The following is a 15,953-nucleotide window of genomic DNA, read 5'->3' as shown; positions in this document are numbered from 1 at the left end:
GCGGTCCCGGGTCTTGCCGGCCAGGCGCTGGAAATGGGAGAGGGCCGTGGTGACGTGGCCCCACGTACCGAGACTGCGTCCGGTGTGGTGGAGGACGTCGTGGACTCCGGACTGGAGGAGTGCGTCTTCGGCGATGCGGGTGAGAGCGTCAGTGTTGGCGCGCAGGGCTTGAGCTAGGACGGTGTCGCGTTCGACCTTTGGCCACGCGGCTTCCAGCGCGTCGGCGGCGGTGCAGGCGAGCTGGTCGTGCCGGTCGGCAGGCAGGCTCTCGCGGGTGGCTCGCTGGATGAGCTGATGAACCCGGACGGCCTGGTGAGGGGTGGTCGTGGCGTGGTCGATGAGGCTGAGCCGCTGCAGGGCCCGCAGGGCTCGCACCGCATCCTGGAGAGTGGCTGACTTCGGCTTCCCGTCGGTGTTCTGGCCCACTTGTGTACGGTGCTCCGAGAGATAGCTGAGGGCTGGCCGGCTGGTGAGGACGGCTTGGGGGATGCCGTTGGGATCCAGCATGGAGGCCAGATGGAGCATGGGACGGGCCAGGCCGGCGGGGCGGAGGGCATCGGCGCGGTCGATGCACAGGGACCAGGCCGCAGCGAGAGGGATGGCCTGGTCATCGGGGAGCCGGTCGGGGGCGGTGTCGGCGAGTGTGGTGGCTCGGTCCGCGAGCAGTGCGCGGTAGGCGGCCGTGTCCTCTCCGGAATCGACGAGGTAGGCGGCGGCCTGGGAGAGGGCCAGGGGCAGGTATCCGAGCTCGCGAGCTAGCGCGGTGAGCTGATCAGCAGGCTCGTAGCGATCGTGGGCAGCCAGGGCTGCGGTGAGGTAGGCGACGGCTTCAGCCTCGGTGAACAGGCCAACCTTGATCAAGCGACGCTCTTCTCCACTCAGAGCGGCGTCGCGGCGGCGCGTGGTGACGAGCGTACGGCCGTATGGGCTGGCCGGCGGCCACAGGCCGCGCAGGTCGTCAGGGTCCGCGACGTCGTCCAGGACGATCAGCCACCGGCATGGCGTCGCCCCGGCCTTCGGCGTCAGCCAGGCCAGAAAGACCCGCGAGGCTTCCTCATCGGGAGCATCGGGGTCCGCCCGGCACAGCTCCACGGCGGCCTGCGCGTAGCCAGTCACGACAAGCGAGCGGGAACTCGCACTGATCCACACCAGAACGTCCACGCTGCCGTCGTCCCATGCGGCGAGAGCGTAATCGGCGGCGAGCTGGGTCTTGCCCACCCCGCCCATGCCGGTCAGGACTTGACTCAGTACTGCGGTGCCGCCGCCCTCGACCATCGTCCTCAGCTTCTCCGCTTCGCTGCGGTGCTGAAAGGACTGTGCCCGGGAGGGGATGACACCGACCTGGTGCGGCCAGGAGGCCGGCTGACGGGGCCCCCGCTGCTGCACGATGGTCAATGCGCCGATGTAGCCGGTGTTGGCCACCGCTTGCTCGGCCGCGTTCGCGTCTCCGGTGTTGGACACCCGCACCGGGACAGCGGGGACGCCGTCAGATCCCGGTTCCGGACCGCGGTAGCCGGTGACTGCCGTAGCCCCGGACGCGGCCATGGCGTCTCCAGTATCAGTCGCCGCCACAGAAGCGGCGGCTTTTACGGCGCGCTCCGGGTGTCTGTCTTCCCTGGCCACGCGACCATTCCTTCCTCCGCTTGGTCAGGCCAGCCTGTCAGCTGTAGTCGATGCCGCTGACGGCGCTGCTGCCGTCGCCGTCAGCGGTGGCGTTCCCGGTGTTTTCCGCCCTCGCCGACCCGCTTCCCCGGCCCTGTGGGCGCTTGATGCCCGCGATGGCCGTCCCTCCACCGGTCGCGCGGGCCTTTCCGGTTCCCACGGCCGTGTCCTTCGTACCTTTCTGTGGGTGCTGAAAGGGGTGTTGAAACAGCGCCCAGACCAGAGCTGCTATGCCGACGGCGGCTTGGATGGAGGCTCCGGTGAGCTGCCCCGCATTGGGATCGTCCAATAGCCAGATCAGAGGCGTGGAGATCACTCCGACCGCCGCCAACACGATGATCGAGATCTTCCACTTCTGTGACATATCGTCCCTCCCCGGCCGCGGCACGCCCGCCACCGATCCGCCGACGATCCACCTCTTTGCATTGTGGCGTGGTGTTTCCGTCTGGAAAAGGACGCATCCCATCTCTGGCCGTCGTAGGGGGTAAGGGGGAAAGCGACCTCGGAAGCGTCGGATGCGGTGAGATCTCGTCGCTGTCCGATCGGGGCGCGCTACAGATTCTGGGCCACCACGACTGCCCGGCGTCCGGGCAGGATCCGGGAGGAGCGGTGATCATCAGGCTTCGGCAACCCGCTCGACGAGGCCGGGTGCGGCCCCTGCCCGGTGATAGCAGGCAGGGACCGCGTCCCACTGTAACGACCAGGCCCGAGAGTCTCATGCACTTGCCACTGCTACCGGATTCGAGCGCTATCGCGCGGCCGAGTCACAGTGCCTGCGGCCGGACTACGAGGCGCGCTCGGGCCTGGGCTGCGACTGGAGAACGCGGGGGAGGCCCTGTCCGCCGGCTGGACGTGCAGCGGGGGATTTGGCTGCGTGCCGGCCGGTTCGTCACCTGAGCCGTCGTCTGCTGCTCCCCGAACCGCGACGCGCGCCACCGCTGCCCGGCATCCTGAACCGCCCGGCTCGCGGAAGGGACAGCAAAGATCTGCACGCGTCACCCCAGGGCGTGTGGTAGCGTTCAGAACGTTGCAGTTGTGGTACCCATGAAACTTGTGTGCGCCTGACGGTATGTGACCTTCAGGCGCATTTCTGTTTTCCCGGCCATCTCCGGAGGGGGCCTCATCCGGCGACACGGAATCTGCGCAGTGCGGATTTCGCTTCGGTCCCTGATAAAGGAGATTCACATGGCTATCGGAACCGTGAAGTGGTTCAACGCGGAAAAGGGCTTCGGCTTCATCGAGCAGGAGGGCGGCGGCCCCGACGTCTTCGCCCACTACTCGAACATCGCCGCCCGGGGTTACCGCGAGCTCCACGAGGGCCAGAAGGTGTCGTTCGACATCACCCAGGGCCAGAAGGGCCCCCAGGCCGAGAACATCGTGCCCGCCTGACGCAGGCCCGCATCTGATTCGGGGTCCGCGCTCGTCGAGCGCGGGCCCCGACTCATGTCCGGGCAGACGCTCCCTCGTGCCGCACCTCGTCGATCCTGCAAGGCGCCGCTGCCCATTCCGGGCAGGTGCGCTTCTCGCGAGGGCGGCTGGAGATTCGGATTCTGGCCGCGAGGGAGGGCGCCGGCGCGTGGACGCCCGCCGGCATACCGCCGGCGGAGCCGTACTCGTGCGACGCGCTTCCCTACGGCGCAGCTCTCTCAGAGCTTGTGCAGCTTCTTGTATGGGGTCGGGATTCGTTCCTGCTGTGACCGGAAATCGACGATCACAGCGACCCCCTCCTCTACGTCCACGACCACACCGAGACCGTACCGATCATGGGTGACCTGGTCGTTCACGCTGAACTGCTCGACAGGCGGGGCAGGAGGCGGGGGCTTGAAGGGACTTGTGGGCAGGTGACGGCGGGACGCGCCGCTGGCTGGTTTCATTCCATCCAGTATGTGCTGCTCGCCGAGATGGTCACAACCAACCTGTGGTCTCGAAGCGACGTCGTCGTCACCGCCGCGCTCCGTCCCGGTGGTCTGGGGGGTGGCGCGAGGACTCCGGTCGGCATGCGCCCGCTGCTCACACCCGCCCGGTCGACGGGCAGACGGCCGTGCCTCATGGCCGCCATTTGTCCTGGTAGTCGGTGTGCCAGTTGTACGCCGATGCCTCCAGCTTCAGCAGGTGCTCCGCCTGGGCGTGTTCCTCGAGCGCCAAGTAGAGCTCGCCGACGAGCACCGACTCCAGAAAATCCACGCGGTCCCGCTTCGCGGTCAGATCCCGCTCCACTTTGTGCGAGTCCGGCTCCCCGGCGTCGGCGGACCTGTCCAGCTGGTTGAGATCCTCGGCGATGCGGGCACGCAGGAACGCGATCAACCCCTCGAACACTGTCTCCGCCCGGTGGGCACGGGTTCGGCGCGCGTCGGCCACGATCTCGCGGTAGCGGGCGGCCAAGGCGGGCTCGTCCGTGCCGGTGAGTTCCGGCCGGGGGAATCGCCGCAGGAGGGTTCCCCCATCGGCGGGCTCTTCGTCGCCGGCGGCCAGGGCGTCCCCGAGGAGCTCCGCCGCGAGCAGGGGGCGATTGCGGACCAACTCCAGGAGCGTCCCCCGATTGATCGTTGTCATGGCCAGGAGATTACATGGAGTAATCGCATGAGAGCCAACGGTGCCGGACGCGGCCTGATGTGGTTTCTTTCCCTCCGGTGGAATGTCTCTTCAACCTGGTGGTTCTCGACGGCGCGCCTCGCCGGAAACGTCGCAAGTGCCCGGAACTCGTGGAACGGCCGGACACGAGCATGGGTATACGCGCTGTCACAAGCCGCAGCATGATTCGGGAAATGTCTAGAATCGCTCTGCTCGCGGCTTTGTGTGAGCTGTAGTCTCGTCGCACGTGAAACAGACCATGATCGCGCTCACCTCCGCCGTGGCGGTGGTGCTCGTTCCGGTGGCTTCCGCCGCGGCCCGCCCCGTGAAAAGCAAGACGCTGACGCAGAACGCGCTGTACAAGGCAGGGGCCCTGCCCACCACCGCCTGTGCGGAAAAGCCCATCAAGAGGCTCGATCCGAAGTCGGCGAGAAGTCATCTCAACGGGGTCCTCACCTGTCTCAACCGGACCTGGGCCGGGCAATTCACGGCGGCGCGACTGAAGTGGTCCACACCCAAGGTCGTGTACGCCACCAAGGCGCCGGCGAGATTTTGCGGGACGAAGTGGAACGACTGGGGCGGCTACTACTGTGACTCCTCCCGCGTGATGCAGATCGTGTTGGACAAGGACCTCCTTGGTGCCGGCGACCTGTTCCTGTTCCTCCTGACGACCTCGCTTTACGGCGAGCACGTTCAGAACCTCGCCGGCATCACCCGGGCCCTGGACGAGCTTCCTCACAGCAACAAGGCGGAATCGGCCGAGCGGTACCGGCGACACAACCTGCAGAACCTCTGCCTCGCGAGCGCCTTCGTCGGGAGTGCCTGGAAGTCCCTGCACCGTGGCCGCGAGGACTGGGACGACATGCTCGCCTACATGCGTGAGTGGGCGGGCAAGAACACCGGGAGCAGGAAATCGATCACCTACTGGGCCGGGCAGGGCTTCGCAACCGCCGACCCCGGCACCTGCAACACGTGGACCGCGCCGTCCGCCAAGGTGGCCTGACCTCGCATTCCCGTGCCGTCCGAGTGATCACAGGGTCAGCAGCCGCCGCATCCGCAGCCGGACGGGCCTGGGCCGCACCCCCCACCGCCGCTGCGGGCGGTCCTTCGACGCATGAGCGGCGGCGGTGAGCGACACCGCGACCGGCTCCGCCGGCCGCCCCGCCGGAAGCGCCGACGGGACCGCGACCGGCGTACGGCGGCGGTCGTGGATGCTCACAGGTCAGCTGTCTCCTCGGGGGTGCGGCCGCCGGCCAGGTCGGCGAAGGGCAGCGGGCAGTCGGGGCAGGTGCAGTGAGTCAGGCTGTCGCATCCGGCGGTGACCACCCGGGTCAGCGCGTGGCGGATCGTGGTCAGATCGGCGATCTTCGCGTCCACCTCGGCGATCTTCGCCTGAGCGCGGGCCCGCAGATCCGGGGTGGGGTGGCGGCGCCTGCCGGTGTCGAGCAACTCGGCCACCTCCTCCAGGGTGAACCCGAGCCGCTGCGCGGCTTTGATCACCGTCAGCAGGGTGACGGTTTCGGGCGGGTAGGCGCGGTGGCCGCCGGGGCTGCGCGCCGGTTCGGCGATCAGGCCGCGCCTTTCGTAGTAGCGCAGGGTCTGGATGTTGACCCCGGCCAGTTCGGCCACCTGCCCACTGCGCAGGTACGACCCGCCTTGGCCCCGCAGCACGAGGTCCTGCTTCACGCCGGCCTCCTCACCCCGGCGGGCGCACCGGTGCGGTTGCTCTCGCGAGCCGTCTCGGCGCGGGCCTGCAGCGCGTCCAGCACCTCGACGTGCTCGGGCGGAACCCTCACGTCCAGCGTCAGGCCGCCGTCGGCGACGGTCAGGGTGAAGGTGAAGAAGGAGCAGCAGCCGTTCTCCCGGACGGTCAGCCCGGCGGCTCGCGCGGCGTGCTCGGGGGCGGGGACGAGTTCCAGCCGCAGTCGCTCACGCTCTTCGCGCCGGACCGCCCGGACCGCCTCGGCGAACAACGCGTCGAACTCGGCCAGCCGCAGCGGCTGCTCGGCGGTGGGCAGCGTGCACGCGGACGGCACCCATTTCTGGTCGATGACGATGTCTCGGGTCATGCGTCGACGGTAAGCCTGTACCTGGGTACCGGATGCAACCCCAGGCCTTCGTGCCGCGCCGCTCACGGAAGCGGGACGGCGCTCGACTCGCGTACGACGAGGTGGCAGGGCAGGGCATGCCGGCCGGGGGAGGGGGAGCCGTTGATGGCGGCCAGGAGCATCTCGGCCGCCGCCCGGCCCAGGCCCTCGAGGTTCATGTCCACGCTCGTCAGCGGCGGCTGGCAGCCCTCGGTCATGACGTCCCAGTTGTCGAAGCCGACGAGAGCGACGTCCTGCGGCACCCGCCGGCCGGCGGCGCGCAGCGCGTCGCACACGCCCCGGGCGATCTGGTCGCTGCCGCAGAAGACCGCGTCGAACTCCGCCCGCCCCGCCAGCAGGATGCCGACGGCCTGGCGTCCCCATGCCTCGCTCCAGCCGCCGAACAGCGGCGGCGCGGCCACCTCCAGCCCGTCCTGCGCCAGCCGCTCCAGCGCCGCCGCCGCGCGCACCCGGGCGGAGTTGTGATGCTCCGGCCCGGTGACGTGCGCGATCCGGGTGCGGCCGACGGCCAGCAGGTGCTCGACCGCCTTTCGGGCGCCGCCCGCCTCGTCCGGGACCACCGAGCAGTCGCCGGGGTCGGCCGAACTGATGAACGCGTACACCACGGGCACGGGCAGGTCCGCGGCGATCGGCGCGCGTGCCTCGGTCCGCCGGCCGGTCACGATGATCCCGTCCACCCGGCGGCTGAGGAGCGTCCTGACGTAGTACTGCTCGCGGATCGGGTCGTCCCGTCCGTCGCAGAGGAAGACCGACATCTCCCCGGCGCCCAGCGCGTCCTCCGCGCCGATCAGCACGGGGATGCTGAACCGCCCGATCGTGTCCGTCGTGATCATTCCGACGGTGTAGGTGCGTCCGGAGTGCAGGCTGCGGGCACCGGCGTTCGCCTCGAAACTGAGCTGCCGTGCGGCCTCACGGACGCGCATGCGGGTCTCCTCCCGCAGTGATCCTCGTCCGTTGAGCGCTTTGGAGGCCGTGCCCACCGACACCCCGGCCAGTGCCGCGACGTCGGCGATCGTGGCGTGACGCTCCAGTTTTCCCACGTTTCCTCCACTTTCCGATGGCGTTGCCTCAGACCACTGTATCGCCGGACCGTTCCGATGTCGGCGACCCCGTGTAACGCGGGCGAAACCCGCTATTGACGGCCCGGGAGGCCGTTGATAGCTTTCCGGCAACCGTTTTCCTTATTTTCCTAGGTTTCCTTCCGCCCGGTCGTCCCCGGCGGAGTCTCGCACGTCCCGCGTCACGACACGAGAGATCAGGAATGACCCAGCAGAAGCTGTCAGACACCGTCCCGGACGCACCCGGCCTCGAGACCGCCGGGCCCGTCACCCCGACTCCGGGCGCCCTGTCCGCGTTGCGGCCGCTCGGCCTCGGCCAGGCCCGGTTGGGGGCGGGCGGTCTGCTCGGGCGGTGGCGGCGGCGCAACGCCGAGGACACGCTGCCGCACTGCGTGGACAACCTCCACGGCAGCGGCAACATCGGCAACCTCCGCGCCGCCGCGGGCGAGTCCGAGGACGAGTTCGCCGGCATGTGGTTCGCGGACTCCGACGTCCACAAGACGCTGGAGGCGGCGGCCTGGCAGCTCGCGACCTCGCCCGAGGACGCCGGCCTGCGGTCGTTCGTCGACGGCACGACCGCGCTGCTCGCCCGCGCCCAGCGGGCGGACGGCTACCTCAACTCCTACTTCACCGTCGTCGCGCCGCAGGAGCGGTGGGCCAGGCCCGACTGGAGCCACGAGCTGTACTGCGCGGGCCACCTCTTCCAGGCGGCGGTGGCCGCGGCCCGCGCCGGGGTGAGCCCCGAGCTGCTGACCGTCGCCCGGAGGTTCGCCGACCTGCTGGTCGAGCGGTTCGGCCCGGACGGAGTGGAGGAGGTCTGCGGGCACCCCGAGGTCGAGACCGCCCTCGCCGAGCTGTACCGGGTGACCGGCCACCGGCCGTACCTGGACCTGGCGCGGCGCTTCCTCGACCTGCGCGGGCGCGGCCTGCTCGGCCATGGCCGGTTCGGCCCCCGCTACTACCAGGACCACCAGCCGGTACGCGAGGTCCGCGAGGTCACCGGGCATGCCGTACGGCAGTTGTACCTGCTGGCCGGGGTGGTCGACGTCGCCGTGGAGACCGGCGACCTGGCGCTGCTGGACGTGGCGGAGCGGCTGTGGGCCGACGCCTTCCGCTCGCGGACCTACGTCACCGGCGCGCACGGCTCGCGCCACCGCGAGGAGGCCTACGGCGACCCGTACGAGCTGCCGCCCGACCGGGCCTACGGCGAGACCTGCGCGGCGATCGCGAGCTTCCAGTGGAACTGGCGGCTGCTGCTCGCGACCGGCCGGGCCCGCTACGCCGACGAGATGGAACGGGTGCTGTACAACGCGGTCGCCGCCGCCGTGTCGTCCGACGGCAGGCACTTCTTCTACTCCAACCCCCTGCACGTGCGCACCGGGCACGCGAGCACGGGCGAGGAGGCGGCGGCGCGCCGCCTGCCCTGGTACTCGTGCGCCTGCTGCCCGCCGAACATCGCCCGTCTCATGGCCTCGCTGCCCGGTTACCTGGCGACCGCCGACGAGGGCGGCCTGCAGATCCACCTGTACGGCGACGCCACCCTGACCACCCCTGACGGGCGCCGCGTGGAGATGCGCACGGCCTACCCCTGGCAGGGACGCGTCGAGCTGGCCGTGACCTCCGTGACCTCCGAGGCCGACGCGCCCTGGGCACTCGCGCTGCGCGTGCCCGCCTGGTGCGCCGCGTACACGGTGAGCGTCGACGGTGAACCGGTCCGGGCGCCCGTTCGGGACGGTTACGTCCGGCTGACCCGCGCCTGGACGCCGGGCACGACCGTCGTCCTCGACCTGGACATGTCCGTCCGGCAGGTGGCCGCCCACCCACGGGTCGACGCGGTGCGCGGGTGCGTCGCCCTGGCGCGCGGCCCGCTCGTGTACTGCCTGGAGCAGGCCGACCTGCCGCCGGGCACGGTCCTGGAGGACGTGCGGCTCGACCCCGGGGCTCCGATCACGGCGGGTCACCGGCAGGACCTGCCGGACGTCCCGGTCGTCCTCACCGCCCGCGGACTGGTCGCCGACGCCGGCGATTCGCTGTACACCGCCGCACCCGGACGGGAGCGGGCGGTCACGCCGCTCACGCTCACGGCGGTGCCGTACTTCCTGTGGGGCAACCGGAGCGAGGGCCCGATGCGGGTCTGGATCCCGGTCGCCGCCGCCGGATGACCGCGGCGGGCCGGCCCCGGCAGAGTTCCGGTCCGGCCCGCCCGCATGGGGACCGTCCACGGCGTCCGCCGGCTCGGGGAGGGACGGTCCCGCTTCACCTCCTGCTCTACCCCCCACCTGAGCTACAGAAAGAGCGAGGTCGTTCATGCGCAGACCCCGAAGCGCGGTCCTGCTGTCCGCGCTGGCCGTGTCCCTGACCACGGCGCTCGTCCCCCTGACGCCCGCCGGCGCGGCGGGCGCCACCCTCACGGTGAACGTCGCCCAGCCCTTCCGGCCCGTCACCCATGTCGCCGCCGGCGGCCTGTACGGCCTGGCGGAGAACGGCCGCCCGGCCGACTCCACGCTGCTGCCGCTGAAACTCAACTCGCTGACCCAGCCCGCCCCCGGCGTGGGACAGCGGCCCAACGGCCAGCCGCCCGGAGGCGACTCACTGCTCGTGGCCCCGCAGGCCACCCGCGTCGGCGCCGGGGAGTTCATCCGGATGCCGGACATCTACCCGAACTTCCCGTACGGGTGGGTGAGCTGGAACGACTGGCTGGCCAAGGTCGACACCATGGTCCGCGCCCGTCTCAACGCGACCTCGGTGACCAACGTCATCGGGTGGGAGCTGTGGAACGAGCCCGACTGGACGTGGAACACCTCCGCCGCCGGGTCCTTCAACGACGGCTGGACGCGCACCTACCGGGCCGTGCGGGCGCTCGACAGCACGACGCCGATCGTCGGCCCGAGCACCTCCTACTACAACCGCTCCTGGCTGTCGTCTTTCCTGAGCAGTGCCAAGGCCACGGGCACGCTGCCCGACGTCATCTGCTGGCACGAGCTGGGCGACCCCACCGCCATCGCCGCGCACATCGCCGACTACCGCGCGCTGGAAAGCTCGCTCGGCATCAGCCCCCGGCGCATCTCCATCAACGAGTACGCCGCGACGAGCGAGGTCGACGTCCCCGGCCGGATCGCCAGCTACGTGGCCAAGCTGGAGCGCGGCGGCGTCGAGTCCGCGCACCGGGCGTTCTGGTACGAGTACGGCACACTGAACGGGCTGGTCGTCAACAACAGCCAGCCCACCGGCACGTGGTGGCTGTACAAGTGGTACGGCGACATGGCCGGCCGCATGGTGACGACGACCCCCGCCACCCAGACCGGGCTGGACGGCTTCGCCTCCTACGACGCCACCCGCAAGATCGTCAACGTGGTCTTCGGCAACGAGTCCGGCACCAACACGGTCCGCGTCACCGGCATCGGCGCACTGGGCTCCTCGGTCCGGGTCACCCTGCAGTCGACCCCCGCGAGCGGCCGCTTCACCGCCGTGACCGCGCCCACGACCGTCTCGACGAGCACGTACACCGTGAGCAACGGGCAGATCAGCGTCTCGGTGCCGAACATGTCGGCGACGAGCGCCTACAACCTGGTGATCCAGCCGGTGAGCGGGGTGCCGTCCTACCAGCAGCGGTACGAGGCGGAGAACGCCGCCGTCTTCCGCGCCCAGCGGCTCACGAGCTCCAGCGCGTCCGAGGGCGGCTACGTCGGCCGCATCGACAACAACACGAGCACGCACAGCACCGACAGCTACGTCGACTTCGTGGTGAACGTGCCGACGGCCCGCGCGTACACGATGACCATCGGCTACGCCAACGCCACCGGGGCGACCGCGACGCAGGGCCTTGCCTACAACGGCGGCGCCTGGACGACGGTCAGCTACCCGCCCACCGCGGCCTGGGGCCAGTTCGGCGCCACCGTCGGCACCACGGTCAACCTGCGGGCGGGCTACAACGTGATCCGCCTGGCCAAGGGGTCCCCCAACTTCGCCGGCGGCACCGGCTACGCCGAGCTGGACTACATCCAGCTGACCTGAGCCGCGCCGGACATCGAAAGGAAGAACGCTATGGAAAGCCTCGACAGGGGCCGGCGCGCCGCCGGCCTGGGCCTGGTGGTCCTCGCCGTCGCGGGTGGGCTCACCGCGTGCTCCGGGTCGTCCGGCGGTGACGGCGGCGCCCCGGCGGGCGCGGGCCGGGCCGCGGGCGGCGGGACCTACACGATCTGGGACCCGTACCCGCAGTTCGACGACTCCTCCGACTGGGTGAAGCTGCTCACCCAGTGCGGCACGCAGGCGGGGGTGACCGTCAAGCGGACCGCCTACGACACCACCGACCTGACCAACAAGGCGCTGCTGGCGGCCCAGCAGGGCAACTCGCCGGACGTGCTGATCGTGGACAACCCGGTCGTCTCGACGCTGGCCGAGGCGGGCGTGCTGACCTCGACCGACGAGACGAAGATCGACACCTCGGCCGTCTCGCCGAACCTGCTGGCCGCGGGCCAGATCGGCGGCAAGACGTACGGCGTCCCGATCGGGGCGAACACCCTCGCCCTCTACTACAACAAGGAGGTGCTGAAGAAGGCCGGGGTGGACGCGGCCGCGGTGAAGGACTGGGCGTCGCTGACGGCGGCGCTGGAGAAGGTGAAGGCGGCGGGCAAGAAGGGCATCACGTTCTCCGCCATCGGCACCGAGGAGGGCAGCTTCCAGTTCCTGCCGTGGTTCTGGGGCGCGGGCGCGAACCTCACCAAGCTGGACTCGCCGGAGGGCGTGGCGGCGCTGTCGCTGTGGACCGACTGGGTGAAGAAGGGGTACGCCCCCACCTCGGTGATCAACAACACCCAGACCACGAGCTGGCAGGAGTTCGCGACCGGCGACTTCGCGTTCGGCGAGAACGGCACCTGGCAGCTGGCCAACGCCAAGAAGACCGGTTTCGAGTACGGCATCATCCCGATCCCCGCCAAGGGTGGCGGCACCGCCCCGGCGCCGACCGGAGGCGAGTTCGTCAGCGTGCCCGTGCAGAAGGACATCGCCCGTTACGTCGCCTCGCAGAAGCTGGTGACGTGCCTGGCCAGCACCGGCAACTCGCTGACCACCACGACGACGCTGTCGTACATCGCGCCGACCGAGGAGGTCCAGGCCACGCAGGTCGAGCGGAATGCCGAGCTGAAGGTGTGGGTGGAGGCGGTCAAGGCGGCCAAGGGCCGCACCAGCGATGATCTCGGCACGAAGTACCCGAAGATCTCCGAGCCCATGTGGAAGGCGATGCAGGCCGCGCTGAGCGGGTCGCAGCCGCCGCAGGAGGCGCTGACGGCCGCCCAGGCCACGGCGGCGAGCGCGATCCAGTAGGCGCGGTTCATCAGGCACGGTTCATCAGGCACGGTTCATCAGGCGCGGCTCAGCAGGCGCGGCGCGCGGGCCCGGAGCGTCCGGGCCCGCCCTCTCGTCAGACGAAGGAAAGCATGAAACACGCAACACAGACGCCGCCTCCGCGCGCCGGGGAGAGCCGGCGGGTGCGGGTCCCGGCGCCACGTTCCCAGGGGGCCGGCAGCGCCCACCGCGCGCCCGCACGGCGATCGGGCCGGTGGGCGGCTTGGGCGTTCCTCGCGCCGATGGTCGTCTACCTGCTCGCGTTCTACGTCTACCCGCTGTACCGCAACGTCGACCTGAGCCTGCGCGACTACACGGTGCGGTCGTTCGTGCAGGGGGACGCGCCGTTCACCGGGCTCGCCAACTACGCGAAGGTCGTCCGCGACGCGACGTTCGGGCCGGCGCTGTGGCACACGGTGGTGTTCACCGTGGTGTCGCTGGCCTTCCAGTTCACCATCGGGCTCGCCCTGGCCGTGTTCTTCACCCGGAGCTTCCGGCTGTCGGCGACGTTGCGCGCGCTGTTCCTGGTGCCGTGGCTGCTGCCGCTGATCGTGTCGTCCTCGACGTGGTCGTGGATGCTCAACAGCGAGTCGGGCGTGGTCAACGCGGTGCTCGCGGCGGTGGGGATCGACCCGGTCAACTGGCTGACGTCGCCGGACTGGTCGCTGTGGTCGGTGACCATCGCCAACATCTGGATCGGGATCCCGTTCAACCTCGTCGTGCTGTACAGCGGCCTGCAGGCGATCCCGTCCCACATCCACGAGGCGGCCGAGCTGGACGGCGCGACCGGCTGGCAGCGGTTCTGGAGGGTGACGTTCCCGCTGCTGCGGCCGGTCTCGGCGATCACGCTGCTGCTCGGGCTGGTCTACACGCTGAAGGTGTTCGACATCATCTGGATCATGACGAAGGGCGGGCCCAGCGACGCGTCCACGACGCTCGCCACCTGGTCCTACCGGCTGGGCTTCGGCAATCTGCTGCCCTCCTTCGGGCCGGGCGCGGCGGTCGGCAACCTGCTGATCGTGATCGCGCTGGTCTTCGGTCTCGTCTACATCCGCGCGCAGCGACGGCAGGGGGCGGCATGAGGACGACCGGGCGTGGCTGGTGGCGGACCGGCCTGGGCGTGGTGTTCACCGCCCTCATGCTGTTCCCCGTCTACTGGATGATCAACGTGTCCTTCACCCGGGACCAGGACATGCGCAAGACGCCGCCGTACTGGTTCCCGGTGGACGGGACGCTCGAGGGGTACCGCGCGGTCCTGGAGCAGCAGCTGCCGTACCTCGGGGTGAGCCTGGTCGTCGGGCTGGGCACCGTGGCACTGACGCTGGTGATCGCGGTGCCGGCGGCGTACTCGCTGGCGAAGCTGCGCCCGCGCGGCGGCGGCGTGCTGGGCTTCCTGCTGCTGATCGCCCAGATGATCCCCGGCGTGATCATGGCGATGGGGTTCTACGCCATCTTCCTCGCCACGGGTGTGCTCAACACCGTGCCGGGGCTGATCGTGGCGGACTCCACTCTGGCGGTGCCGTTCGCGGTGCTGATCCTCGCCGCGTTCATGTCCGGCATCCCCGAGGAGTTGCTGCAGGCGGCCCGGGTGGACGGCGCGGGCGTGCTGCGCACGTTCTGGTCGGTCGTGCTGCCGGTGAGCCGCAACTCGGTCATCACGGTGTCGCTGTTCGCGTTCCTGTGGGCGTGGTCGGATTTCGTCTTCGCCTCCACACTCGACCAGGGCGGCGGCCACCAGCCGATCACGCTCGGCATCTACCACTACATCGGCAACAACAACCAGCAGTGGAACGCCATCATGGCCACCGCGGTCGTCGCCTCGATCCCGGCCACGGTCCTCCTCGTCATCGCGCAGCGATACGTCGCCGCGGGCGTCACCGCCGGCGCGGTGAAGGACTGAGCGCTACCGGGAAAGTGAGTCAGTCGGGCGACTGACTGGGAGTCGACAAGCGGACCCCCGACCGCTACGGTTGCTCCCAGTAAGTCAGCCAACTAACTTATTGGAGCGACCATGATTGTCGTGACGGGCGCCACCGGAAACGTCGGGGGCCGGTTGGTGGCGCTGCTCGCCGCCGCGGGCGAGCGGGTGACCGCCGTCTCCCGGCGGGCCGCCGCACTGCCCGAGGGCGTACGGCACGTGCGGGCCGACCTGGAGGACCCCGCCGGGCTGAAGGACGCCCTCGACGGAGCGGACGCGCTGTTCCTGCTGGTGGCCGGTCAGGACCCGCAGGCGATCCTCGACGCCGCCCGGGCCGGCGGGGTACGCCGGGTCGTCCTGCTGTCCTCCCAGGGAGCGGGGACCAGGCCGCAGTTCTACGGCCACCCCGCCGCCTTCGAGGACGCGGTGCGCCGGTCCGGCCTGGAGTGGACGATCCTGCGGCCCGGCGGCTTCCACTCCAACGCCTACGCCTGGGCCGAGTCCGTACGCGGCGGCCGTACCATCGCCGCTCCGTTCGGCGACGTCGGCCTGCCGACCGTCGACCCGGACGACATCGCCGAGGTCGCCGCGGCCGTCCTGCGCGAGGACGGGCACGCGGGCCGCGTCTACGAACTGACCGGCCCCGCCCCGACCACGCCGCGGGAACGCGCGGCGGCGATCGGGGACGCGCTGGGCACGCCGGTGCGATTCACCGAGCAGACCCGGGAGGAGGCGCGGGCGCAGATGCTGCACTTCATGCCCGAGCAGGTGGTGGAGGGGACGCTCGCCATCCTGGGGGAGCCGCTGGAGGCCGAGCGGCGGGCCGGTCCGGACGTCGAACGCGTCCTCGGCCGCGCTCCCCGGTCCTTCGCCGACTGGGCCGTACGCAACGTGGCCGCCTTCCGGTGAGCCCGATCGAGGCGTTCCTGGCCGAGCCGGCGGTGGCGACCTTGACCACCCTCCGCCCTGACGGCTCGCCGCACGTGGTGGCCGTGCGCTTCACCTGGGATCCCCGAGCGGGCCTGGCCCGCGTGCTGACCGTGGCCTCCTCGGTCAAGGCCCGCAACCTGGCCGCCGCCTCCGGCGGCCGGGCGGCGCTCTGTCAGGTGGACGGGTTCCGCTGGGTCACGCTCGAAGGTTCCGCGACCGTGCACGACGACCCGGGCCGCGTCGGCGAGGCGGCGCGCCGCTACGCCGGGCGGTACGGCACGGCGCCGCCCGACCCACCCGGGCGGATCGTCATCGAGATCGCGGTCGATCGCATCACGAAGCTCAACCTTTGAAAGGCTCTGT

General features: G+C 70.5%; 17 protein-coding genes. 9 read left to right on the top strand and 8 right to left on the bottom strand.

Features of this window, described 5'->3' with window-relative positions; translation table 11 throughout:
• Both AAH991_RS33765 and AAH991_RS33760 read right to left on the bottom strand, forming a co-directional pair.
• Positions 1–1,467 (bottom strand): NB-ARC domain-containing protein (locus AAH991_RS33765; RefSeq protein ID WP_346229985.1); only part of this gene is annotated, 1,467 nt, incomplete at its 3' end.
• A 193-nt stretch (positions 1,468–1,660) separates the two neighbouring features.
• Entirely contained in the window at positions 1,661–2,026 is a 366-nt protein-coding gene (locus AAH991_RS33760; RefSeq protein WP_346229984.1) for a hypothetical protein, read from the bottom strand.
• Between the two features lie 821 nt (positions 2,027–2,847).
• On the opposite strand from AAH991_RS33760, the gene AAH991_RS33755 reads away from it, so the two are divergent.
• A complete protein-coding gene (locus tag AAH991_RS33755; RefSeq protein ID WP_346229983.1) occupies positions 2,848–3,051 on the top strand; it encodes a cold-shock protein in 204 nt (67 codons plus the stop codon).
• 257 nt (positions 3,052–3,308) lie between these two features.
• Here the strand turns inward: AAH991_RS33755 and AAH991_RS33750 are convergent, their stop codons facing one another.
• On the bottom strand, positions 3,309–3,446 hold the full coding sequence (locus tag AAH991_RS33750; protein ID WP_346229982.1) for a hypothetical protein: 138 nt from the start codon (positions 3,444–3,446) through the stop codon (positions 3,309–3,311).
• Positions 3,447–3,708: 262 nt separating this feature from the next.
• On the bottom strand, positions 3,709–4,215 hold the full coding sequence (locus AAH991_RS33745; RefSeq protein ID WP_346229981.1) for a hypothetical protein: 507 nt from the start codon (positions 4,213–4,215) through the stop codon (positions 3,709–3,711).
• Positions 4,216–4,492: 277 nt separating this feature from the next.
• On the opposite strand from AAH991_RS33745, the gene AAH991_RS33740 reads away from it, so the two are divergent.
• A complete protein-coding gene (locus tag AAH991_RS33740) occupies positions 4,493–5,236 on the top strand; it encodes a neutral zinc metallopeptidase (protein ID WP_346229980.1) in 744 nt (247 codons plus the stop codon).
• Between the two features lie 27 nt (positions 5,237–5,263).
• Here the strand turns inward: AAH991_RS33740 and AAH991_RS33735 are convergent, their stop codons facing one another.
• The 4 genes from AAH991_RS33735 to AAH991_RS33720 all read right to left on the bottom strand — a co-directional run bounded on the left by AAH991_RS33735 (position 5,264) and on the right by AAH991_RS33720 (position 7,381).
• A complete protein-coding gene (locus AAH991_RS33735) occupies positions 5,264–5,452 on the bottom strand; it encodes a hypothetical protein (protein WP_346229979.1) in 189 nt (62 codons plus the stop codon).
• A complete protein-coding gene (locus tag AAH991_RS33730) occupies positions 5,449–5,919 on the bottom strand; it encodes a MerR family transcriptional regulator (protein WP_346229978.1) in 471 nt (156 codons plus the stop codon). Before AAH991_RS33730 ends, AAH991_RS33735 begins: the two co-directional genes overlap by 4 nt.
• Positions 5,916–6,302 carry a hypothetical protein gene (locus tag AAH991_RS33725; protein WP_346229977.1) on the bottom strand — a complete coding sequence of 129 codons (387 nt, stop codon included), beginning with the start codon at positions 6,300–6,302 and terminating at the stop codon, positions 5,916–5,918. Before AAH991_RS33725 ends, AAH991_RS33730 begins: the two co-directional genes overlap by 4 nt.
• A 62-nt stretch (positions 6,303–6,364) precedes the next feature.
• Positions 6,365–7,381: a LacI family DNA-binding transcriptional regulator gene (locus AAH991_RS33720; protein WP_346229976.1), complete on the bottom strand. Its 1,017-nt coding sequence runs from the start codon at positions 7,379–7,381 to the stop codon at positions 6,365–6,367.
• Between the two features lie 221 nt (positions 7,382–7,602).
• Between AAH991_RS33720 and AAH991_RS33715 the strand changes: the two genes are divergently transcribed.
• The 7 genes from AAH991_RS33715 to AAH991_RS33685 all read left to right on the top strand — a co-directional run bounded on the left by AAH991_RS33715 (position 7,603) and on the right by AAH991_RS33685 (position 15,943).
• Complete coding sequence (locus AAH991_RS33715; protein WP_346229975.1) at positions 7,603–9,561, top strand: glycoside hydrolase family 127 protein; 1,959 nt, start codon at positions 7,603–7,605, stop codon at positions 9,559–9,561.
• 145 nt (positions 9,562–9,706) lie between these two features.
• Positions 9,707–11,413: a carbohydrate-binding protein gene (locus AAH991_RS33710; protein ID WP_346229974.1), complete on the top strand. Its 1,707-nt coding sequence runs from the start codon at positions 9,707–9,709 to the stop codon at positions 11,411–11,413.
• A 30-nt stretch (positions 11,414–11,443) separates the two neighbouring features.
• A complete protein-coding gene (locus AAH991_RS33705; protein WP_346229973.1) occupies positions 11,444–12,721 on the top strand; it encodes a sugar ABC transporter substrate-binding protein in 1,278 nt (425 codons plus the stop codon).
• A 113-nt stretch (positions 12,722–12,834) separates the two neighbouring features.
• The gene (locus AAH991_RS33700; protein WP_346229972.1) at positions 12,835–13,824 is read left to right on the top strand and encodes a carbohydrate ABC transporter permease; all 990 of its coding nucleotides are present in this window, start codon (positions 12,835–12,837) and stop codon (positions 13,822–13,824) included.
• The gene (locus AAH991_RS33695; protein ID WP_346229971.1) at positions 13,821–14,642 is read left to right on the top strand and encodes a carbohydrate ABC transporter permease; all 822 of its coding nucleotides are present in this window, start codon (positions 13,821–13,823) and stop codon (positions 14,640–14,642) included. Before AAH991_RS33700 ends, AAH991_RS33695 begins: the two co-directional genes overlap by 4 nt.
• A 111-nt stretch (positions 14,643–14,753) precedes the next feature.
• A complete protein-coding gene (locus AAH991_RS33690) occupies positions 14,754–15,569 on the top strand; it encodes an NAD(P)H-binding protein (protein ID WP_346229970.1) in 816 nt (271 codons plus the stop codon).
• A complete protein-coding gene (locus AAH991_RS33685; RefSeq protein ID WP_346229969.1) occupies positions 15,566–15,943 on the top strand; it encodes a pyridoxamine 5'-phosphate oxidase family protein in 378 nt (125 codons plus the stop codon). Before AAH991_RS33690 ends, AAH991_RS33685 begins: the two co-directional genes overlap by 4 nt.
• Positions 15,944–15,953 lie beyond the last annotated feature (10 nt).

Origin of the sequence: Microbispora sp. ZYX-F-249, from assembly GCF_039649665.1 — a bacterium.
Lineage (GTDB): Bacteria > Actinomycetota > Actinomycetes > Streptosporangiales > Streptosporangiaceae > Microbispora > Microbispora maris.
Note: the sequence above shows the minus strand (reverse complement) of the source record. Positions and strands in the feature narration are given on the sequence as shown.